The organism is Micromonospora coxensis (assembly GCF_900090295.1).
In the GTDB taxonomy this organism is placed as follows: domain Bacteria; phylum Actinomycetota; class Actinomycetes; order Mycobacteriales; family Micromonosporaceae; genus Micromonospora; species Micromonospora coxensis.
Genome location: NZ_LT607753.1, coordinates 2,983,262 through 3,001,824 on the forward strand (window position 1 = coordinate 2,983,262; position 18,563 = coordinate 3,001,824).

General features: G+C 73.9%; 23 protein-coding genes. 6 read left to right on the top strand and 17 right to left on the bottom strand.

The features are described from left to right. Positions 1-307: 307 nt before the first annotated feature. The 5 genes from GA0070614_RS13445 to GA0070614_RS13465 all read right to left on the bottom strand — a co-directional run bounded on the left by GA0070614_RS13445 (position 308) and on the right by GA0070614_RS13465 (position 3,608). A complete protein-coding gene (locus GA0070614_RS13445) occupies positions 308-1,042 on the bottom strand; it encodes an alanyl-tRNA editing protein (protein ID WP_088976279.1) in 735 nt (244 codons plus the stop codon). Between the two features lie 11 nt (positions 1,043-1,053). Continuing rightward, positions 1,054-1,941: an alpha/beta fold hydrolase gene (locus GA0070614_RS13450; RefSeq protein WP_088976280.1), complete on the bottom strand. Its 888-nt coding sequence runs from the start codon at positions 1,939-1,941 to the stop codon at positions 1,054-1,056. Next, positions 1,938-2,252, bottom strand: coding sequence for a DUF2516 family protein (locus GA0070614_RS13455; RefSeq protein WP_088979414.1), 315 nt, complete (start codon positions 2,250-2,252; stop codon positions 1,938-1,940). The genes GA0070614_RS13450 and GA0070614_RS13455 overlap by 4 nt, the downstream gene beginning before the upstream one ends. A 73-nt stretch (positions 2,253-2,325) precedes the next feature. After that, positions 2,326-2,997, bottom strand: a complete 672-nt coding sequence (locus GA0070614_RS13460; protein WP_088976281.1) for a hypothetical protein — start codon at positions 2,995-2,997, stop codon at positions 2,326-2,328. Then, positions 2,994-3,608 carry a helix-turn-helix domain-containing protein gene (locus tag GA0070614_RS13465; protein WP_088976282.1) on the bottom strand — a complete coding sequence of 205 codons (615 nt, stop codon included), beginning with the start codon at positions 3,606-3,608 and terminating at the stop codon, positions 2,994-2,996. The genes GA0070614_RS13460 and GA0070614_RS13465 overlap by 4 nt, the downstream gene beginning before the upstream one ends. 111 nt (positions 3,609-3,719) lie before the next feature. Between GA0070614_RS13465 and GA0070614_RS13470 the strand changes: the two genes are divergently transcribed. After that, positions 3,720-4,517: an alpha/beta fold hydrolase gene (locus GA0070614_RS13470; protein ID WP_172892429.1), complete on the top strand. Its 798-nt coding sequence runs from the start codon at positions 3,720-3,722 to the stop codon at positions 4,515-4,517. A gap of 76 nt (positions 4,518-4,593) precedes the next feature. Here the strand turns inward: GA0070614_RS13470 and GA0070614_RS13475 are convergent, their stop codons facing one another. The 4 genes from GA0070614_RS13475 to GA0070614_RS13490 form a co-directional block, all read right to left on the bottom strand. Then, positions 4,594-5,553 (bottom strand): asparaginase, encoded by a 960-nt coding sequence (locus tag GA0070614_RS13475; protein WP_088976284.1) that lies wholly within the window; start codon positions 5,551-5,553, stop codon positions 4,594-4,596. 94 nt (positions 5,554-5,647) lie between these two features. Then, positions 5,648-6,475: a BKACE family enzyme gene (locus GA0070614_RS13480; RefSeq protein WP_088976285.1), complete on the bottom strand. Its 828-nt coding sequence runs from the start codon at positions 6,473-6,475 to the stop codon at positions 5,648-5,650. Between the two features lie 125 nt (positions 6,476-6,600). Then, complete coding sequence (gene ygfZ, locus GA0070614_RS13485; RefSeq protein ID WP_088976286.1) at positions 6,601-7,713, bottom strand: CAF17-like 4Fe-4S cluster assembly/insertion protein YgfZ; 1,113 nt, start codon at positions 7,711-7,713, stop codon at positions 6,601-6,603. Continuing rightward, positions 7,710-8,114, bottom strand: coding sequence for a Fur family transcriptional regulator (locus tag GA0070614_RS13490; RefSeq protein WP_088976287.1), 405 nt, complete (start codon positions 8,112-8,114; stop codon positions 7,710-7,712). The genes ygfZ and GA0070614_RS13490 overlap by 4 nt, the downstream gene beginning before the upstream one ends. A 118-nt stretch (positions 8,115-8,232) precedes the next feature. Here GA0070614_RS13490 and GA0070614_RS13495 point away from each other — a divergent pair, with 118 nt between their 5' ends. After that, entirely contained in the window at positions 8,233-9,081 is an 849-nt protein-coding gene (locus GA0070614_RS13495; RefSeq protein WP_088976288.1) for an aminotransferase class IV, read from the top strand. Positions 9,082-9,177: 96 nt separating this feature from the next. On the opposite strand, the gene GA0070614_RS13500 is transcribed toward GA0070614_RS13495, so the two are convergent. Together GA0070614_RS13500 and mtfM are read right to left on the bottom strand one after the other, a co-directional pair. Further along, complete coding sequence (locus GA0070614_RS13500; RefSeq protein WP_088976289.1) at positions 9,178-9,768, bottom strand: nitrobindin family protein; 591 nt, start codon at positions 9,766-9,768, stop codon at positions 9,178-9,180. Between the two features lie 114 nt (positions 9,769-9,882). After that, positions 9,883-9,987, bottom strand: coding sequence for a small membrane protein MtfM (gene mtfM / locus GA0070614_RS31415; RefSeq protein WP_269148487.1), 105 nt, complete (start codon positions 9,985-9,987; stop codon positions 9,883-9,885). Positions 9,988-9,999: 12 nt separating this feature from the next. On the opposite strand from mtfM, the gene GA0070614_RS13505 reads away from it, so the two are divergent. The 3 genes from GA0070614_RS13505 to GA0070614_RS13515 all read left to right on the top strand — a co-directional run bounded on the left by GA0070614_RS13505 (position 10,000) and on the right by GA0070614_RS13515 (position 12,887). Further along, positions 10,000-10,374, top strand: coding sequence for a DsrE family protein (locus tag GA0070614_RS13505; protein ID WP_088976290.1), 375 nt, complete (start codon positions 10,000-10,002; stop codon positions 10,372-10,374). Positions 10,375-10,455: 81 nt separating this feature from the next. Then, positions 10,456-10,833, top strand: coding sequence for an SCP2 sterol-binding domain-containing protein (locus GA0070614_RS13510; protein ID WP_088976291.1), 378 nt, complete (start codon positions 10,456-10,458; stop codon positions 10,831-10,833). After that, the gene (locus GA0070614_RS13515; protein ID WP_088976292.1) at positions 10,833-12,887 is read left to right on the top strand and encodes an amylo-alpha-1,6-glucosidase; all 2,055 of its coding nucleotides are present in this window, start codon (positions 10,833-10,835) and stop codon (positions 12,885-12,887) included. Before GA0070614_RS13510 ends, GA0070614_RS13515 begins: the two co-directional genes overlap by 1 nt. Positions 12,888-12,927: 40 nt before the next feature. Here GA0070614_RS13515 and GA0070614_RS13520 read toward each other — a convergent pair whose 3' ends face one another. The 6 genes from GA0070614_RS13520 to GA0070614_RS13540 all read right to left on the bottom strand — a co-directional run bounded on the left by GA0070614_RS13520 (position 12,928) and on the right by GA0070614_RS13540 (position 17,522). Further along, a complete protein-coding gene (locus tag GA0070614_RS13520; RefSeq protein WP_088976293.1) occupies positions 12,928-13,779 on the bottom strand; it encodes a hypothetical protein in 852 nt (283 codons plus the stop codon). A gap of 228 nt (positions 13,780-14,007) precedes the next feature. Further along, a complete protein-coding gene (locus GA0070614_RS13525) occupies positions 14,008-14,331 on the bottom strand; it encodes a DUF1416 domain-containing protein (RefSeq protein WP_088976294.1) in 324 nt (107 codons plus the stop codon). A gap of 5 nt (positions 14,332-14,336) precedes the next feature. Next, the gene (locus GA0070614_RS13530) at positions 14,337-15,185 is read right to left on the bottom strand and encodes a sulfurtransferase (RefSeq protein ID WP_088976295.1); all 849 of its coding nucleotides are present in this window, start codon (positions 15,183-15,185) and stop codon (positions 14,337-14,339) included. Positions 15,186-15,388: 203 nt separating this feature from the next. Next, positions 15,389-15,466, bottom strand: coding sequence for an Ms5788A family Cys-rich leader peptide (locus GA0070614_RS31540; protein ID WP_323135737.1), 78 nt, complete (start codon positions 15,464-15,466; stop codon positions 15,389-15,391). A 115-nt stretch (positions 15,467-15,581) separates the two neighbouring features. Continuing rightward, positions 15,582-16,370 (bottom strand): LmeA family phospholipid-binding protein, encoded by a 789-nt coding sequence (locus tag GA0070614_RS13535; protein WP_088976296.1) that lies wholly within the window; start codon positions 16,368-16,370, stop codon positions 15,582-15,584. Between the two features lie 105 nt (positions 16,371-16,475). Next, positions 16,476-17,522, bottom strand: a complete 1,047-nt coding sequence (locus GA0070614_RS13540) for a hypothetical protein (RefSeq protein ID WP_088976297.1) — start codon at positions 17,520-17,522, stop codon at positions 16,476-16,478. A 249-nt stretch (positions 17,523-17,771) separates the two neighbouring features. Here GA0070614_RS13540 and GA0070614_RS13545 point away from each other — a divergent pair, with 249 nt between their 5' ends. Continuing rightward, complete coding sequence (locus tag GA0070614_RS13545) at positions 17,772-18,485, top strand: winged helix-turn-helix transcriptional regulator (RefSeq protein WP_088976298.1); 714 nt, start codon at positions 17,772-17,774, stop codon at positions 18,483-18,485. The last annotated feature ends 78 nt before the right edge of the window (positions 18,486-18,563 follow it).

Genomic DNA, 18,563 nt, shown 5'->3' on the forward strand with positions numbered 1-18,563 from the left:
CGCCGTCCTGACGCCGCCGCTGACACGCGGCAGGAAGCGGGTGAGCGGTGTCGGCTGCGCGGCGGGATGCGGGTGAGCGGTGTCGGCTACGCGGCCGTGGCGACGGGTGAGCGCTCAGCGCCGATCAGGGCCACCCGGCCCGGCGGTCGGCCGCCGCGGCGGTGGCGGCCAGGGTCGGGCAGCTCGCCCGGAGGGATCGGCCCGGCCGGCTCCCGATCGTTCCGGGCAGGGTTCCATGGCCCGGAGTCAGCGCCACTCGTCGATCGCGACGAGGTGGAGTGTGCCCGGGTGGGCGTGATCCGGACGACTAGTCGACGATCCGGACCCGGACCCGGCGGTTGGCCCGGCCCTTGCTCTCCACCTTGACCACCTGCACCTTGCCGATCTGGGCGGTGGAGGCGACGTGCGTGCCACCGTCGGCCTGCACGTCCAGCCCGACGATGTCGACGATCCGGACCTCCTGCTCGTCGGCCGGGATCAGGTTGGACTGGGTCCGGATGATGTCCGGCAGGGCCAGCGCCTCCGCCCGGGGCAGCACCCGGACGGCGACCGCCCGGTCGGCGGCCACCTCGGCGTTGACCAGCTCCTCGATCCGGCTCTTGAAGTCCGACGGCACCTCGGGGAGGTTGAAGTCCATCCGCGCCTCGCCGGGCTCCATGTTGCCGCCGGTGACCAGCGCCCCGAAGTCGCGGAACACCACCCCGCAGAGCACGTGCAGCCCGGAGTGGGTCCGCATCAGCCGGGTGCGCCGCTCGTCGGCCACCGCGCCGGTGACCGGCGTGCCGGGCGGCGGCACCGGGTCACCCTCGGCGGGGATCAGGTACAGGTCGTCGCCCTTGCGGGTGCCCACGATCCGGGTCTGTACGCCCTGCCAGAGCAGCACGCCGTGGTCCGGCGGCTGGCCACCGCCACCCGGGTAGAACGCCGACCGGTCCAGCACGATGCCCTGCTCGTCGGCGGCGAGCACGGTGCACTCCCACTCCCGCAGCGTGGGGTCGGCGAGATCCAGGCGATGGGTACGACCGTGGTGTGTGACGCCCATGACGGATGACGTTACCCGTTGAGGAACGTCGAGATCCGCTCCCGCAGGTCGGCGCGTTCGGTCCAGGCGAAGCCGGGCCGGTCGTACACGTGCAGGGTGGCGTGCGGCAGGGCCGTGGCCAACTCCTCGGCGACGTGCGCCGGGTGCAGGTCGTCGCCGACGCAGCCGATCACCAGCGCCGGGGCGGTGACCGCGGCGAGCGCCGAGACGTCGCGCAGCGGGACCTGCTCCGGCAGGTCGGCCAGCCCGGGGGCGAGCCCGTCGCGCAGCAGCTGGTCCAGCCGCTGCCGCAGGTACGCCCAGCCGGCCGGGGTGTTGCGCACCGCCTGCGGCAGCTCCAGCGAGACCACCTCGGCCACGGCGGAGGCGTCCTGAGCGGACACGGCGTCCAGCAGGTCGGTCAGCCGCTGCCGGGCCTCCGGACCGCGCGGGGTGTCCAGCGCGGCGGGGAGGAAGAAGACCAGCTTCTCGAAGCGGTCCGGGCTGTCGGCCAGCAGCCGGCAGAGCGCGCCGGCACCGAGGCTGGCCCCGAAGGCCCGGGTCGCCCCGCCGAGGTCGGCCACCGCCCGCAGGTCACGGGCGAGATCGAGGTACGTCCACAGGCCGGGCGGCGCGTCGGAGCGGCCGTGCCCACGGAACTGGAAGAAGATCCGACGACCGGTGACCGCGCTGCCGAAGGGGCGGGTGGTGGCGATGCCGTTGCCCAGCCCGTGCGCGAAGACGGTGACCGGGTCACCGGCGCCGGTGACCAGCCGCTCCAGCCGTACGTCGTGCGGCGTGGCGACCAGTTCGGTCTCCGGTTCGGGCAGCGCGGGCCGCCCGGTGCGGGGCGCGCCGGGGCCGGGCCCCCAGGTGCGGGGGCCGCCGTCCGGTGGCGGGGGCCAGCGGAAACCTCTCACCAGAACCCTTTGCCGTCGTGCAGGTCGCGCAGCCCGACCCGGACGTCGAGCAGGTAGATCAGGCCCGCCGCGATGCCGATCAGCCCGAAGATGCTGAGCGCGCCGAAGCCGAGCAGGGTGAGCACCAGGCAGACCGCCAGGATGGCGATCCAGCCGCCCTTGGGCAGGGTGCCGATCGCCGGGAACGCGTCACCCCGCTGGGTGATCGCGTGCACCAGGGCGACGCCCTGCACGATCAGCGCGAAGACGAGCAGGATCAGATCGATCACGGAGACGATCTGGAAGACGAAGATCGGCGCGGCGATGGCCATGACGGCCAGCATATGCCGACGACCCCGGAAACGTCCCACAGGACGCTTCCGGGGTCGTACCGGCGTCGGATCCTTACTCGGCGGCCGGGCGGGTCCGCTTCGTGGCCTTCGGCAGCTTGGCCGACGGGGTGGCGGCCGGCTTGGCGGCGGCCCGGGTGGCCCGCGTGCGGGTCACCTTCGCCGCGGCCGGCTTGGCCTCGACGACCTCGGCCACCTCGGCCGGGGTGGGGACCTCGGTCGTGGCGGCCGGGGTCTGCGCCGGAGCGGTCTTCACCTCGGCGGGAACGGTGGCGTCGGTCGCCTCGATGTCGGCGTTGACGGTGTCGGCGGCCTCCAGCACACCGGCACCGACCACCCGCTCGCCCCGGGCGATCAGCGCGCCGTACGCGGCCAGCGCCCGCTCCTGGGCGGCCTGCGCGCCGGCCAGCACGGCGGCGGCGTTGCGGGTGGCGGCCTCGCGCAGCTTGTCCAGGTCGAGGTCGGCCGGGACGGCCTTCTCGCGCAGGCCGGTCGCGGTCAGGTTGGCGGTCCGGATGGTCTCGGTGGCCTTCTGGCGCAGCTCGACACCGGTGACGACGGCCTTGCCACCGAGCTCGGTGACGACCTTGGTGCCGTCGGTGACGACCTTGTCGCGCAGCTCGGTCACCACGGTGGGGAGCTTGCGCAGCTGCTGGTACGCCAGCTCGCCGGCGCCGGCGGCGGCGTAGAGCGGGGCCGGGATGCGGTGGGTCTTCGGCTGGGTCATGACTGTTCCTCCTCGGCCGCTCCGGCGGCCTTCCGGGCCGCCTTCGGGGCGGCCTTGCTGGTGCGGGCGCTGGTGGTGGGTGCGGGCGCCGGGCCCGCCTCGGTGACGGCCACCGATTCGAGGACGGCCTCGGTCGGGGTGCCCTCCGGCGTGGTCGGGCCGGTGGTGGCCGGTCCGAGGGTGGCGGCGGCCTCGGTCGGCGCCGCCGGTGCGGTGGGCTCCGCGGTCGGGGTGACGTCCTGCCCGGCCGTGGCGGTGGCCTCGGCGAGCCGGAGGTTCTCCCGGCGGAAGGTCTCGTAGATCTGGCTCAGCGACTGCTTCTGCGCCATCGTCAGGTCGGGGTCGACGGCGATGGCCGCGAGCACCCCCTGCCCCTCCTTGTCGTCGAGCAGCCCGGCCCGCAGGTACATCGCGGGCGTGGAGACCCGCAACGCGCTGGCGAGCTGCTGGAGCACCTCAGCGCTGGGCTTGCGCAGCCCGCGCTCGATCTGGCTGAGGTAGGGGTTGCTCACCCCGGCCTGCTCGGCGAGCTGGCGCAGCGAGATCTTGGCGTTCCGGCGCAGGTCACGGATGAATCCGCCGACGTCGGGTAGATCCTTGGGTGCGGCCATACCCCAACGGTAGCCCGCGCTGCTAACTCCAGCAAGCAAAGCGCTAGCCACAGTTAGCAAGGCCACAGATCGCGGTTGCGGACCGGAAGTCGGGTCCGTAGCTTGCTCGACGTGACGAAGATCGAGATCAACGGCGCCTCGCTCGCCTACGACGACCTGGGCAGCGGCAGCGCCGTGGTCCTGCTGCACGCCGGGATCGCCGACCGGCGGATGTGGCGGGGGCAGCTGGCCGCCCTCGCCGAGCGGCACCGGGTGATCGCCCTCGACCTGCGGGGGTACGGCGAGTCCGAACTGCCGCCGAGCCCGTTCGCCCACCACGACGACGTCGTCGGGCTGCTCGACGCGCTCGGCATCGACCGGGCCGCCCTGGTCGGCTGCTCCTTCGGCGGCGCGGTGGCGATCGACACCGCGCTGGCCCACCCGGCCCGGGTGTCGGCGCTCGCCCTGTTCGGCACGGCCATCTCCGGCAACGAGTGGTCCGAGGAAACCGAACAGCTGTGGGAGAAGCTGGTCGGCGAGGTCGACCCGGAGGACTTCACCGCGACCGCCGCCGGCGAGGTCCGGTTCTGGGTCGTCGGCCCCGGCCGAGAGCCCGGGGACGTCGACCCGGAGCTGATCGCGTTCGCCGAGGAGATGGACCGGCGCGCGCTCGCCGCCGAAGTGGCCCTTAGCGCGGTGGAGGTCGAGGAGCTGGACCCGCCGGCGATCGGACGCCTCGGCGAGCTGCGGCTGCCGGTGCTGGTCACCGCCGGGGCAGCCGACGTCCGGGACATCGCCCGGATCGCCGACCGGATCGCGGCCGAGGTGCCCGGCGCGGTACGCCTGCCGGACGTGCCGGACGCCGCCCACCTGCTGCCGCTGGAGCGCCCCGAGGCCGTCGACGCCGCCCTGCGCGACTTCCTGCGCTGACCCTCACCGGCGGGTCCGTCCTCACCACCTACACCACCCTCCGGGCCGGCGACGCCGTGCCACCGGCCAGGGCGGGTCACCAGACGGGGCGTACCGCGCCGACCGGCAGGCCGCCGCCGAGCAGCGGCAGCTCGGCGTACTCGACGAGCACCGGGGCCTCGACGCCGAGCCGGCGCAGCGCGGAGACCAGCACCGGCATCCGGGCCCGGCCCGCGCCGTCGTCGATCTTCAGGGCGACCGCGCCGACGCCGGGGACGGCCGCCGCGATGACGCCCTCCGCGCCCACCTTGGCCAGCGCCCCGGGTACGCCCCGCATCAGCCGGGTGTCGTCCGCCTCGGTCCCGCCCACCAGCTCCGGGTGCGCGCGCATCGCGTCGGCGACGGTCCGCTCGACCGTCCCCGGCTCGGCGGAGACCAGCCGCAGGTACGCCCGGGCCAGCCCGGTCAGTGAGACGGCGAGCACCGGGGCGCCGCAGCCGTCCACCCCCACGGCTGCCGCCTGCTCCCCGGTGAACTCCTCGATGGCGGCGGTCAGCCGCTGCTGCAACGGGTGCTCCGGCCGCCAGTAGCCGTCCAGCGGCCAGCCGGCGGCGAGGCAGGTGAGCAGCATCCCGGCGTGCTTGCCGGAGCAGTTCATCTGGACACGGCTCGGCCCGCCGCCGGCCCGCAGCACCGCCGCCCGGGCGGCGTCACCGACCGGCAGGTCCGGCGGGCAGTGCAGCGCGTCGGCGTCCAGCCCGGCGCGGGCCAGCAACGAGCCGACCCGGGCCAGGTGGAACTCCTCGCCCGCGTGACTCGCCGAGACCAGCGCGATGTCGGCCGGGTCGGTCAGCGGCAGCCCGGCGCGGAGCATCCCCACCGCCTGCATCGGCTTGCTCGACGAGCGCGGGAAGATCGGCGAGGCGACGTCCCCCGCCCCGGCCACCGGCGTGCCGGTGGCGTCGAGCACCACCACCGAGCCCCGGTGGACGCCCTCCACGAAGCCGGACCGGACCACCTCGGCGAGCGGCGCGCCGCCCTCGTACGTCTTTCCCACGGAGTGGACGGTACCGAGGCGGTCGGCCGGGTCGCCGCCGGGGTGACCAGGGACGCGACGGCAGGGCGTAGAGGGGTGGTGGGCGGTGGCGGCCTTACAGGCCGAGCAGCTGCCGGGCCTCGGCGGTGGTCAGCGGCGGACGCTGGGCGAGCTGCGCGAAGCCGACCGCGCGGGCGACGAGCTGCATGTTGGACTCCACCGGCCGCCCCTTGGCGTACGTGGTGGTGTCCTCCATGCCGACGCGCAGGTGACCGCCGGCCGAGAGCGAGGCCAGCATCACCGGAATGGTGCTGCGGCCGATGCCGGTGGCCGAGAAGGTGGTGCCCTCGGGCAGGTCGCGCAGCATCTGCGTCGCGGCGACCAGGGTGGCGGTGGTGCCCGGCATCCCGCCCGGCACGCCCATCACGAGGTCGACGTGCACGTGGCCGCCGTGCGGCAGGCCGTACCTGCCGAGCAGCCGCTGCAGGGCGGTGAGGTGGCCGAGGTCGAAGATCTCGTACTCCGGCACGACACCGCGCTCCTGCATCCGGGTGTGCAGGTCGACGATGAACTCCCAGCGGTTGAGGAAGACGTCGTCGCCGAAGTTGACCGTGCCCATGGTGCAGGAGGCCATGTCGGGGCCGGCGTCGAGCACGGCGAGCCGGTCGGACTCCGGGTCGGTGACCGCGCCGCCGGAGGAGAGCTGCACGATCAGGTCGGTGCCCTCCCGCAGCGCGGTCACGGTCTCCCGCAGCCGCCCCTGGTCCAGGGTCGGCTTCGCCTCGTCGTCGCGGATGTGGACGTGGATCACGGCGGCGCCGAGCGCCTCGCACTCCTTGGCGGTCAGCAGCAGCTCGTCGAGGGTCACCGGCAGCGCCGGCACCTCCGCCTTGGCCGACTCCGCGCCGGTGGGGGCAACCGTGATCAACGTCCCTGTCGTCATGCCCGGATCCTAGACGCCCACCGGCCGCCGAGTCGACGCCCGGAGCGCGTCACGACGGAAGAACCGCGCGTGTCGCGCTGCCGGGGCGGAAACCTTCCTGTGGGACGCGCCGCGACCGGGCACCCTTACGTCGGGTCGATCGCCGCAGCGCTCTCCCCCACCAGCAGCCGGGCGTCGTCGGCGACGGTGCGCTTGACCACGGCCAGGGCGACCTGACCCAGCTCGTGGTGGTGCACGGCGGTGCCGACGAATCCGACCGCCCGGCCGTCCAGCGTGACCGGCGTGCCGGCGACCGGCGGCTGGTCGGTGGTCACCCCGTCCAGGTGCAGCAGGACGAGCCGACGCGGCGGCCGACCCATGTTGTGCACCCGGGCCACCGTCTCCTGACCGCGGTAGCACCCCTTGTCCAGGTGCACCGCCGAGCCGATCAGGCCCACCTCGGCCGGGATGGTCCGGTGGTCGGTGTCCACCCCGGCCCGGGGCCGCCGGGCGGCCACCCGCACCGCCTCGTACGCCCACAGCCCGGCCACCGGCACCCCGTTGCCCCGCAACTCGGCGACGACCCGGTCCATGGCGGGCCGGGGCACCAGCAGGTCCACCCCGAGCGGGCCCCGGCGGGCCCAGCCGCCGGCGGGCAGCGGCCGCACGTCGTACACGACGGTGGGCCGGGGCGGCAGCTCGCCGGAGCGGAACTTCGGGCCCGGCACCGCGACCGCGTCGGGCTCGGCCAGCCCGGTCACGCCGATCGTCCCGACGGCCTCGGCGGCCTCCGGGCCGACCAGCGACAGCAGCGCGTGGTCGGCGGTGGCGTCGCGCGGCTCCACCTTCCTGAAGAACCGCATCCGCTCCAGGTACGCCAGCAGCCCGGCGGTCATCCCGGGCTCGGTGTCGAGCCAGGTGGTCTCGCCGTCCTCGGCGACCATCGCGTGCTGCTCGACGTGCCCGTGCGGGCTGAGCACCAGCAGCTCGGTCCCCTGCCAGGGCCGCAGCGTCGCCAGGTGCTGGCTGGTCAGGGTGTGCAGCCAGCCGATCCGCTCCTCGCCGGGCACCGCCACGACGCCCCGGTGCGACCGGTCCACCAGCGCCACGGCCGTCTCCAGGGTGCGCTGCTCCCGCATCGGGTCGCCGTAGTGCGCGGCCACGCCCCGGACCCCGGCCGCCCGGTGCTCCGGGTCCGGCTGGTCCCGGCTGGCCTCGTCGATCGCCTCGACGGCCACCGCTCCCGCGATGTCGATCATGTGGGTTCCCCGTCCTCGCAGTTGCCGCAGACGCCGAAGAGCGCCACGTGCCCGATGTCCACCCGGAACCCGCGCTCCGTCGCCAGCCGGTCGGCCAGCGGGCCCATCAGCTCCGGATCGATCTCGTCGATCGCCCCGCACTCCCGGCAGACCAGGTGGACGTGCTGGTGCTCACCGGCGGCGTGGTAGGTCGGCGAGCCGTGCGACAGGTGGGTGTGGGTCACCAGCCCGAGCCGTTCCAGCAGCTCCAGGGTGCGGTAGATGGTGGTGATGTTGACCCCGGCGGCGACCTCACGGACCGCCGTGTGCACCTGTTCCGGCGTGGCGTGTCCCAGGTCCAGCACGGCCTGGAGCACCAGCTGCCGCTGGGCCGTCAGCCGCAGCCCACGGGAGCGGAGCATTTCCGCGAGGGAGGATTCGGACACCGTCCGATCATAGTTCGGCCGCCCGCCACGCCGACCGACCGTCGCCGGCGGCGGCCCGGGTCCGGCCCGGCGCCCGACCGTACGCTGGACGGCCATGGAGGCACCGAGGATCGCCGTGCTGGGCCGGGGGGTCGTACCGGTGGGAGACCCGGTACTGCGCGGCGACGACCTCGGCGTGCTGCACGGTGACGGCCTGTTCGAGACGATGCACCTGCGCGGTGGCCGGCCCTGGCTGCCGGACGCGCACCTGGCCCGGCTGCGGGCCGGCGCCGCCGCCGTCGAGCTGCCGCTGCCGCCGGAGGACGCCCTGGTCGACCTGCTCGACACGGTGGCCGCCGGCTGGCCGGCGCAGGTGGAGGGAGCGCTGCGGCTGGTCTGCACGCGCGGCCCGGAGGGGGGCGGTCCGCCGACGGTCCACGCCACGCTCGCCGAGGTGCCGGCCGCCGCCCGGCGGGCCCGGCGGGACGGCGTCACCGTGGCCTGCCTCCCCCTCGGGGTCCCGGCCACCGCCCGCCCCGCCCTCGACTGGCTCCCCGCCGGCGTCAAGTCGACCTCGTACGCGGTGAGCGCGGCGGCCCGGCGCTGGGCGGCCCGCAACGGCGTGGACGACGTGCTCTGGCTCTCCAGCGACGGGTACGTGCTGGAAGGGCCGAGCGCCAACGTGGTCTGGCTGGAGGGGGGCACGGTCTGCACCGTGCCGGCCGGGACGACCGGGATCCTCCCCGGCACCACCTGCGCCTGGCTGCTCGCCCACGCCGCCGACCTCGGCTTCGCCGCCGCCGAACGCATGGCCACCCCGCGACGGCTGGTCGACGCCGACGGGGTCTGGTTCACCTCGTCCGTCCGTGGCCTGGTGGAGATCCGCACCCTCGACGCCACCCGCCTCGCCCGCTGCCCTGAGACCCGGCGGATCCAGGCCCTGCTCGGCCACCCCGTCGGCTGACGGTGCGGTCGACGCTGATCGGGAGGTCCGCGTCACGGAGAGCGCGTCCGGCGGCGCGGACCTCCCGGTCGACAGGGCGAGCGGTCAAGGGCAGGGTCAGCCGGCCACCCGGATCAGCCGGGCGGAGAGGTGCGGGCTGAGCGGGTGGCCCACACCGGCCATCTCCTGGGCGTAGAGCAGCGCGCCCTCGACGATGCCGAACAGGCGGGCACCGGCGGTGACCTCCTTGGCGGTGGCGGTACGCAGCACCGCGTCGGTGGCGAACTCGATCTGGGTGCCCTTGCGCTTGCCGATGTGCAGCTCCATGATCCCGGTCGGGGTCGTCATGAGGGCTTCCAACTCGTCGGTGACCCGGTCGCCGTCCAGCACCGGACGCCACCAGCCCACCTCACGCCCGGCCGGGCGCACCGGCCGGCTCTGCTCGTCCAGCAGCCAGGCCCGGGACTCGTAGAACAGGAACGGACGGCCGTCGTGGCTGATCCGGATCTCCTGCCCGTAGTCGAAGTCCTCGATGGTGGGGAAGCCGCCCCGGCCCCGGCCGCGCCACACCCCGATGTACGGCAGCAGGCCGTCCAGCGCCCGGTGCAGCTTCGGGCCGACCCGCAGGTCGTGGCTCTCCTCGTACGGGTACTCCCCGACCGGCGGCGCGTTCAGCCACGGCGGTTGCAGCGGATTCTCGTCGCTCACAGAGCCGCCTCCGTTCGCGACTGCGGGGCTCGCAGACCCGGCTCACTCCTCGCGCTCACCGAGCCATCTCCGTTCGCGACTGCGGGGCTCGCAGACCCGGCTCACTCCTCGCGCTCACCAATGTCCTCTCGAAATGCGTACCGCCACGTAGACCAGGCCGCCGGCGAGCGCGCCGAGGCCGGCGACCAGCAGGCTGACGAACCCGATCTCGGTAACCATCATGGTCATCCTATGCTGGCTGCCATGGCTCGCACTCTCGTCGTCAAGGCCACCGCCGGGGCGGACGCGCCCGAGCGGTGCGCCCAGGCCTTCACCGTCGCCGCCACCGCCGCGGCCGCCGGGGTGGAGGTGTCGCTCTGGCTGACCGGTGAGTCGACGTGGTTCGCGCTCCCCGGCCGGGCGGAGCAGTTCGAGCTGCCGCACTCCGCGCCCCTGGCCGAACTGCTGCACGTCATCCTGACCACCGGCCGGGTGACCGCGTGCACCCAGTGCGCCGCCCGCCGGGACATCGGCCCGGGCGACGTACTCCCCGGCGTCCGCATCGCCGGCGCGGCCGTCTTCGTCGAGGAGACGATGGCCGAGGGAGCGCAGGCGCTCGTCTACTGACCGGCCGCGCCCGGCGAATCCGCACCGCGCGGCCTGCCGATACCGGCCCGACGGGTCCCTCGGCTGCCTACGATTCTGAGTGTGTCCGAGGCGATCGAGCAGTTCTTCGCATCGCTGCCGGCGCGCGCCCCGGCGGTCCTGCGCGCCCCGATCAGCGGGACCCTCCAGATCGACCTCGCCACCGGCAACCGCACCGACCACTGGCTGGTCCAGCTCGGGCCGGGCGAGGCGGTCGTCAACCGGGCGCGCGGCCCGGCCGACGCGATCTGGAACAGCAGTACCGACCTCTTCGAACGGCTGGTGACCGGCCGTGCGCAGAGTCTCTCCGCAGTTCTGCGCAACGAGACGACCTACAGCGGCAACGTCATGCTCCTCCTCGTCTTCCGGCGGTTCTTCCCCAACCCGCCGGGCGTGCGCGACCCCCGGGAGACCGCCCGGGAACAGGCCCGGCGCGGATGATGAAGCAGCTGGTCAGCATCCTCGACGGCAACACCTTCCTGGTCAGCGACCGGCGCGGGGACATCGAGCCGTCGTACGACTTCCCCACCGGGCTCTTCTCGTTCGACACCCGGTTCCTCTCCACCTGGCTGCTCACCCTGGACGGCGAACGGCTGCACGCGCTCTCCATCGACGACGCGAAGTCCTTCCGCACCCGGTTCTTCCTCGTCCCCGGCGAGCCCACCCACTACCTCGACGCCAAGGTGTCGGTCATCCGCAGCCGGGCGATCGGCGGCAGCCTCGGCGAGGAGTTGACCGTGCTCAACCACTCCGAGCGGGAGATGCGGTTCACCGTCCGGATGGACATGGGCTCCGACTTCGCCGACCTGTTCGAGATCAAGCACCAACGGCGGAAGAAGGGGGCCGCCACCGCGGTCGTCGGGGAGAACGAGCTGCGGCTGATCTACCGGCGGGAGGCGTTCCACCGGGAGGCCGTGATCACCAGCACCGCGCCGGCGCAGGTCGACCAGGGCGGGATGACCTGGTCGGTCCTGATCGGGCCGCACCAGGAGTGGAGCACCCGGCTGCACGTGGCGACGATGATCTACGGCGCCCGGGGCGAGGACTTCCGGGCCACCACCCCGCTGGGCGGCATCCGCAGCCCGGAGGCGATCCAGATCGAGCAGCAGCAACTGGTCGACCGGGCGCCGAAGCTGGGCTGCGACTGCGAGCCGCTGGCCGGGGCGTACCACCAGAGCCTCAACGACCTGGGCGCGCTGCGGTACGAGTCGATCGCGCTCGGCGTACGGCTGCTCGCCGCCGGCCTGCCGTGGTTCATGACCCTGTTCGGTCGGGACAGCATCCTGACCTCGCTCCAGGTGCTGCCGTTCCTGCCCGAACTGGTGCCGCCGACCATCAAGATGCTCGCCGGCCTGCAGGGGTACCGCCTCGACGACTTCCGCGACGAGGAGCCCGGCAAGATCCTGCACGAGCTGCGGTACGGCGAGACCGCCGGCTTCGAGGAACAGCCGCACTCCCCGTACTACGGCTCGGCCGACTCGACGCCGCTCTTCGTCATCCTGCTCGACGAGTACGAGCGCTGGACCGGCGACGACCAACTGGTCAAGCAACTGGAGTTCTCGGCACGGGCCGCGCTGAACTGGATCGGCACCTACGGCGACCTGCTCGGCACCGGGTACCTCTGGTACCAGACCCGCAACCCGGAGACGGGCCTGGCGAACCAGTGCTGGAAGGACTCCTGGGACTCCATCTCGTACGCCGACGGCCGGCTGCCCGGCTTCCCCCGGGCCACCTGCGAACTCCAGGGGTACGCGTACGACGCGAAGCTGCGCGGCGCCCGGATGGCCCGGCTGTTCTGGAACGACCCGGCCTACGCCGACCAGTTGGAGCGGGAGGCCGCCCTGCTCAAGGAGCGCTTCAACCGGGACTTCTGGATCCCGGAACGGGACTACTACGCGCTCGCCCTCGACCCGGAGGGACGGCACGTGGACGCCCTCTCCTCCAACATCGGGCACCTGCTGTGGAGCGGCATCGTCGACGAGAACCGGGCCGAACGGGTCGCGAACCATCTGCTGGGCCCCCGGCTCTTCTCCGGGTGGGGTGTCCGTACCCTCGCCACGGAGCAGGGGCGGTACAACCCGGTCGGCTACCACGTCGGGACGGTCTGGCCCTTCGACAACTCCTTCATCGCCTGGGGACTGGCCCGCTACGGCTTCCGGGAGGAGGCCGGGAAGATCTGCGAGAGCATGCTCAGCGCCTCCCACTACTTCGACGGCCGACTCCCGGAGGCGTTCGCCGGCTACGACCGCAGCCTCACCGAGTACCCGGTGCAGTACCCGACGGCGTGCAGCCCGCAGGCCTGGTCGGCGGGGACGCCCCTGCTGCTGCTCCGGGTGCTGCTCGGGCTGGAGCCGCAGGGCGAGCACCTGATCATCGACCCGGCGGTGCCGGAGGGCATGGGCCGGGTGGAGCTGCTCGACATCCCCGGCCGGTGGGGCAAGGTCGACGCCCTGGGCCGCAGCCGGACCGCCCAGGACAACATGCGCGGCAACTGATCCCGCGGCAGCGGCAGCCGGCTCAGGAGCCGTGCGGCACTCAGGCGCAGCCGGTGGAGGCGGCCAGGCGCACCTGCTCGCCGGTCGCGTCGGCCAGGAGGACGACCGGGCCGCGCCGCCAGGCGTACACCTCGGGGGTGTCTACCAGCGCGGCGCCGGCGGCCAGCGGCTTCAGCCCGGCCAGCGACACCGGCGCGGGGCCCGCCTCGACCCATCTGGTCCGCGCGGTCCCGCCGCCCGGGCAGGCGGCCACGACCTGCTCGACCGAGTCGTCGGCCGGACGGCCCAGCGCCCGCAGCGCCTCGTCCAGCGCGGGTTCACCGGGGTACCCCGGCAGCAGGTCGGCGAGCGCCACCTCGTCCAGCGGGCGGCAGCCCGTCTCCACCGTGAACCGGACCCGCCCCGGCGTGGTGACCCGCCCCTCGACCAGCACGAACTCCCCCGCGTCGGCGCGCAGCCGGGGGCCCTCCGAGCTGACCCGCACCCCGGCCCGCCAGTCCCCGGGCAGCCGGTCGGCGACCGACTCCAGCAGCCCCCGCTCGCCGCCCTCGGCCACCACCACGTCGACGCCCCGGGTCAGCTCGGCGCCGTCGTCCATCGGGGTGACCCGGCAGCCCTCCTCGACCTGTCGTCCGGTCATCGCCCAGGCGCCGTCACCGACGGCGACGACGAGCTGCCCGACCGCGCGGTCGACCACCGGGAGGGCCTGGCCCAGGGTGCGCTGCTCGCGCACGGTCGGGGTGTCGGTCCGCACCGACCACCAGGTCAGCCCGGCGAGCAGCACCGTCCAGAGCACGGTCACGGCCAGCAACCAGCGCGGCCACCCGCTGCGGGGGGCCGGCTCGGGGGGACCACTCGGCGGGGCCCACCCCGCCTGGACTGCGCCGCTCACCCGGCCATGGTGTCACGCGCCCGCCGCCCGTCTCCGCCGGCCCGCGCCGGGCCCACCCGCCGGTGCGGGTCCAGGCGGGCGCGACGCCCCGTCCCCGACGGCGCCGAGCCGGCCCGGGGTGGATCCCACCCAGGGGCCGCACCCCACCGGCCGCCCGATCCCGGGAAGCGGTCGGGGCCGGTCACCCTCGGCGGAGGGTGACCGGCCCCGGGCCGATCAGAGCGTGGGTCAGGCGGCGACGGTCACCGAGACCTCGTTGATCCCGCGCTCGGCGGTCACGGCGGTGTCGCCGTTGCCGTGCCGGGACAGCGCCCGCAGCGTCCAGCTGCCCGGCGCGGCGAAGAAGCGGAACTGCCCGGCCGGGGAGGTGACCACCTCGGCGGTGAACTCACCGGTGGAGTCGAGCAGCCGGACGTACGCGCCCGGCACGGTCTCGCCCGCGTCGGAGCGGACGACACCGGTGATGACGGTCTCCTTCTCCAGGTCCAGGCTGGCCGGCAGCGGCGCGGCCTGGTCGGGAGCGGCGCAACCGGCGGCGGTAGGAGCAGTCATGGTGATCAGGCCTCCCCGGGCTCGTCGCCGAGCGCCACCGGCACACCGACCAGCGAGCCGTACTCGGTCCAGGATCCGTCGTAGTTCTTCACGTTGCGGTGGCCGAGCAGCTCCTGCAGCACGAACCAGGTGTGCGAGGAACGCTCGCCGATCCGGCAGTACGCGATGGTCTCCCGGCTGTCGTCCAGCCCGGCGTCGGCGTAGATCTTGCGCAGCTCGTCGTCGGACTTGAAGGTGCCGTCCTCGTTGGCCGCCTTGGACCACGGCACGCTGATCGCGGTCGGCACGTGGCCGGCGCGCTGCGCCTGCTCCTGCGGCAGGTGGGCGGGGGCGAGCAGCCGGCCGGCGTACTCGTCGGGGCTGCGCACGTCGACCAGGTTCTTGGTGCCGATCGCGGCGACCACGTCGTCCCGGAAGGCGCGGATCGAGGTGTCCGGCTCCTGCGCGACGTACTGGGTGCGGGGGCGCTCCACCTTGTCGGTGACCAGCGGGCGGGCGTCCAGCTCCCACTTCTTGCGGCCGCCGTCGAGCAGCTTGACGGCGCGGTGGCCGTAGAGCTTGAAGTACCAGTACGCGTACGCGGCGAACCAGTTGTTGTTGCCGCCGTAGAGGACGACGAGGTCGTCGTTGGCGATGCCCCGCTCCGACAGGAGCGCCTCGAACTGGGCCTTGTTGACGAAGTCCCGGCGGACCGGGTCCTGCAGGTCGGTCTTCCAGTCGAGCTTGATCGCCCCGGCGATGTGGCCGGTGTCGTAGGCCGAGGTGTCCTCGTCGACCTCGACGAAGACGACGCCCGGGGCGTCGATGTTCTTCTCGGCCCACTCGGCCGAGACGAGTGCGGTGTCGCGACTCATCAGATCACTCCCTGGTGAGGATGGATGGTGAGCCAGCGCGGGGATCGAAATCGGTGATTGTCGCACCACGCGCGGGACCCATAGAGGAACGGATCACGGGTTCGTGCGACGGCGCCGCTGCCGGGCGTACGGGAGAGAACCGGAAAGGGTGCGAAGGACCCTGAGTGCCGGTGGCCGCTAGGCGGCCGGAGACAGCCCCGCCGTCAGATGACGGAGCGACACAGGCAGGTGGCCACGCGGCACAGGTCGACCGCGCGCCGTTTGGTGAGGTGCGTCCCCATGAGCAGGGAGCCTACCAGCGGTCCCGGGGAGTGCCACCGCACCGACCAGCATCCGGGACGCCGACCGGAACGGACCGGCCGACGCCCCGGCGGTGGGCAGGGGTTCCGCCGCCGCTCAGGCGGCCTGGTTGAGGGGTACGTCCTTCGCGTCGGCGGTCACCGTGAGCCCCTCGGGACGCGGTTCCACCTTGCGGACGTTGAGCTGGAACGGCAGCTCCGGCAGGGGCACGTCGATCGAGATGCCCCGGGCGTAGTTGCTGAGCAGCGTCCGGGCCAGCGGCACCGGCGGCAGCCCCTCGGCGTCCAGGTCGTTGAAGCGCAACGCCACCTTGTTGCCCTCGGCGACGGTCACCTCGGCGGTGCCGGTGACGGTGAGCTTCTGCCCGAGGATGTCCACCGGGGCGGTGACGACGAGCCGGCCGTCCTGCTCGCCGAGCTCGAGCCCGGGTCGGTCCAGCAGCTTCGCCAGGCTGTCGTAGGTGACCGTGCCGGTGCCGTTCACGGTCTCGGCGACCACGTCGCCCTGCCCGGAGCGGAGGGTGTCCAGGGACGCCTGGACATTGCGGGCGTCCACGTCGAGGCGGGGCACGCTCACCGCGTTCCCCTCGACCGCGCCCTGCACGTCGGTGAGGACGATGGAGATCCGCTCGTACCGGCCGGCCACCACCTGGGTGAGGAACGGGAAGCCGCCGACGTCGACCTGCGGCGGGGCGGACTGCGCCTGCTGCTTGGCGATCTCCTGCTTCACCTGGTCGGCGATGGCGCGTTCGGCCACTCCGGCCGCCACCCGGTCGGCCACCACCAGCAGCCCGACCAGGAGCAGCAGCAGGACGAGCAGCGTCACGAGCACCTTGCGCCCGCGCCGCCGGGGACGCTCCTCGTACGCCGGGTACGCCTCAGCCACGCCGCCTCCTTGTCGTCGCCGTCGCGCTCCGCGACGCCTCTCCTACCGGCGTCGCCACGCGGCGCCACCGTTGGTACCCGACCGCCGGAACGCTCAACCGTCCACTCAGAGGAACAGCACGCACATGGCGTACGCGGCCGGCGCGGCCAGCGCGAAGCCGCCGAGCGGCCCCTGCATGTGCCGGGCGATCCACAACGTCGGCGGCTCACCGGCCATCAGCCGGCCCGCCTCGGCGTACCCCACCGCGAGGTCGGCCAGGACGGCGGCGACCGCCGCGACCAGGCCGATGATCGCGGCCCGGGTGGGCGTGAACGGGGTGACCAGGTAGCTGCCGAGGACGGCGCTGACCAGGGTGCCGGCCATCGCGCCGCCGACCACGCCGGCCGCTCCCCGGGGCACCTGCGGGGCGAGCCGTGGCCACGGCGCCACCGCGTCGGTGAGCCGGGCGACGGTGAGCGCGACGCCGCTGGCGGTCAGGCAGACGGTGATCGCCTGGGTGCCGGCCGGGATCCGGCTGAGGGTGATCAGCGTGCCGAACGCGACCACCCCGACCACGATCAGCAGCGTGGTGCCGAGCGAGTCGGTGACCCGTACCCGGTCGACCCGGCGGACGAGCTGGCCGAGCACGCCGAGCAGGAATCCACCCGCGGCCACGTACCCCAGGGGGGCCAGGCCGGCGACGTCGGACTGCACCGCGGCGGTGTCGGCCGCGGCGGCCACCGCGGCGCTGACCAGGGCGACGAGCAGCAGCGCGGGCGGGCGCATGGCCATCGTCCAGGCCAGGACGAAGAGCAGTTGCACGCCGAAGACGATGAACGCGAAGGGCAGGCGGTGCCCCGGGCCCGCGGTCTGCGCACCGAGCACCAGACCCACGCCGAGCAGGGCGGCGAAGCCCGCGACGGTCAGCGAGAGCGGCTTGCGCACCTCGACCGGCTCGACGTCCTCCTCCTCCGGCTCGACCGGCTCGTCCTCGGCGCGGCGGGGCGGGCCGCCCTTGCGGAAGCGGCGCGGCCCACGTTCCCGCCGGCCGCCGTCGTCGGCCGGGCCGGTGCGCGGCCCCGGCGGGAGCCCGCGGGAGGAGCCGGCCGGCCCCGGGTGCGCGTCGTCGGCCCACGGCTCGTGGCCGGTCTCGGGCGAGGTGGAGGGAAACACGCCCCGATCGTGCCAGACCAGGCCGCTCCGACGGAGGTCACGGTTTCGGCAACGTTAAAACCTGCGGCGCGATCGTGGGCAGATCCGACAAAGGGGAAAGGACGAGCCGGCCTCACCTGGGCGATCGGTTACGCTCAACGCGTAACCCGCCCGTCAGCGACGCCGGGACCCACGCTAGTTCGCAGCGCACACCCCTCGGGTGCCCGCTGGTCGCGCGCGGCTCTGCCGCCGCCGGACGGAGGTGATCGTGTGGAGCTCCTGTTGCTGGTGACCGCGCGCGCAGGTGAGCCATCGGCAGTGTTGCCGGCGTTGGACCTGCTGCCGCACTCGGTCCGCACCGCGCCCCGCGACGTCCGCACCCTGGTCGCCGGGCCGAGCCCGGACGCGGTGCTGGTCGACGCCCGCTCCGAGCTGAGCGAGGCCCGGGCCACCTGCCGGATGCTGCACGCCACCGGTCTCGGGGTGCCGCTGGTGGCGGTGGTGACCGAGGCGGGCCTGATCGCGTTGAACGCCGACTGGGGCGTGGACGACGTCATCCTGGCCGGGGCCGGCCCGGCCGAGGTCGAGGCCCGGCTGCGGCTCGCCGTCGGCCGGCTGAGCAACGCCACCGCCGGCGCCGGCGGATCGATCCGGGCCGGGGAGTTGACCATCGACCCCGACACGTACGCGGCGAAGCTCAAGGGCCGCCCGCTCGACCTCACGTACAAGGAGTTCGAGCTGTTGAAGTTCCTCGCCCAGCACCCGGGGCGGGTGTTCACCCGGGACCAGCTGCTGCGCGAGGTGTGGGGGTACGACTACTTCGGCGGCACCCGGACGGTGGACGTGCACGTGCGGCGGCTGCGGGCCAAGCTCGGCTCCGAGTACGAGTCGATGATCGGCACGGTCCGCCAGGTCGGCTACAAGTTCGTGGTCCCGCCGTCGCGGTCGCTGCCCGAGGCGGAGCACGCCCCGATCCCCGTCTGACCGGCTCCGGCCTCACCTGGCCGGGCGACTATTCCTGATACGTCCCTTTTGCCTCACTCGTCGGTTCTATCCTGACTG

What these genes read in the sequence shown, in the direction of transcription:
- GA0070614_RS13445 (WP_088976279.1), bottom strand. Translation starts at nt 1,042, where the DNA reads ATGGGCGTCACACACCACGGTCGTACCCATCGCCTGGATCTCGCCGAC.
- GA0070614_RS13455 (WP_088979414.1), bottom strand. Translation starts at nt 2,252, where the DNA reads ATGGCCATCGCCGCGCCGATCTTCGTCTTCCAGATCGTCTCCGTGATC.
- GA0070614_RS13460 (WP_088976281.1), bottom strand. Translation starts at nt 2,997, where the DNA reads ATGACCCAGCCGAAGACCCACCGCATCCCGGCCCCGCTCTACGCCGCC.
- GA0070614_RS13465 (WP_088976282.1), bottom strand. Translation starts at nt 3,608, where the DNA reads ATGGCCGCACCCAAGGATCTACCCGACGTCGGCGGATTCATCCGTGAC.
- GA0070614_RS13480 (WP_088976285.1), bottom strand. Translation starts at nt 6,475, where the DNA reads ATGACGACAGGGACGTTGATCACGGTTGCCCCCACCGGCGCGGAGTCG.
- ygfZ (WP_088976286.1), bottom strand. Translation starts at nt 7,713, where the DNA reads ATGATCGACATCGCGGGAGCGGTGGCCGTCGAGGCGATCGACGAGGCC.
- GA0070614_RS13490 (WP_088976287.1), bottom strand. Translation starts at nt 8,114, where the DNA reads ATGCTCCGCTCCCGTGGGCTGCGGCTGACGGCCCAGCGGCAGCTGGTG.
- GA0070614_RS13495 (WP_088976288.1), top strand. Translation starts at nt 8,233, where the DNA reads ATGGAGGCACCGAGGATCGCCGTGCTGGGCCGGGGGGTCGTACCGGTG.
- mtfM (WP_269148487.1), bottom strand. Translation starts at nt 9,987, where the DNA reads ATGGTTACCGAGATCGGGTTCGTCAGCCTGCTGGTCGCCGGCCTCGGC.
- GA0070614_RS13505 (WP_088976290.1), top strand. Translation starts at nt 10,000, where the DNA reads ATGCTGGCTGCCATGGCTCGCACTCTCGTCGTCAAGGCCACCGCCGGG.
- GA0070614_RS13515 (WP_088976292.1), top strand. Translation starts at nt 10,833, where the DNA reads ATGAAGCAGCTGGTCAGCATCCTCGACGGCAACACCTTCCTGGTCAGC.
- GA0070614_RS13525 (WP_088976294.1), bottom strand. Translation starts at nt 14,331, where the DNA reads ATGACTGCTCCTACCGCCGCCGGTTGCGCCGCTCCCGACCAGGCCGCG.
- GA0070614_RS13530 (WP_088976295.1), bottom strand. Translation starts at nt 15,185, where the DNA reads ATGAGTCGCGACACCGCACTCGTCTCGGCCGAGTGGGCCGAGAAGAAC.
- GA0070614_RS31540 (WP_323135737.1), bottom strand. Translation starts at nt 15,466, where the DNA reads ATGGGGACGCACCTCACCAAACGGCGCGCGGTCGACCTGTGCCGCGTG.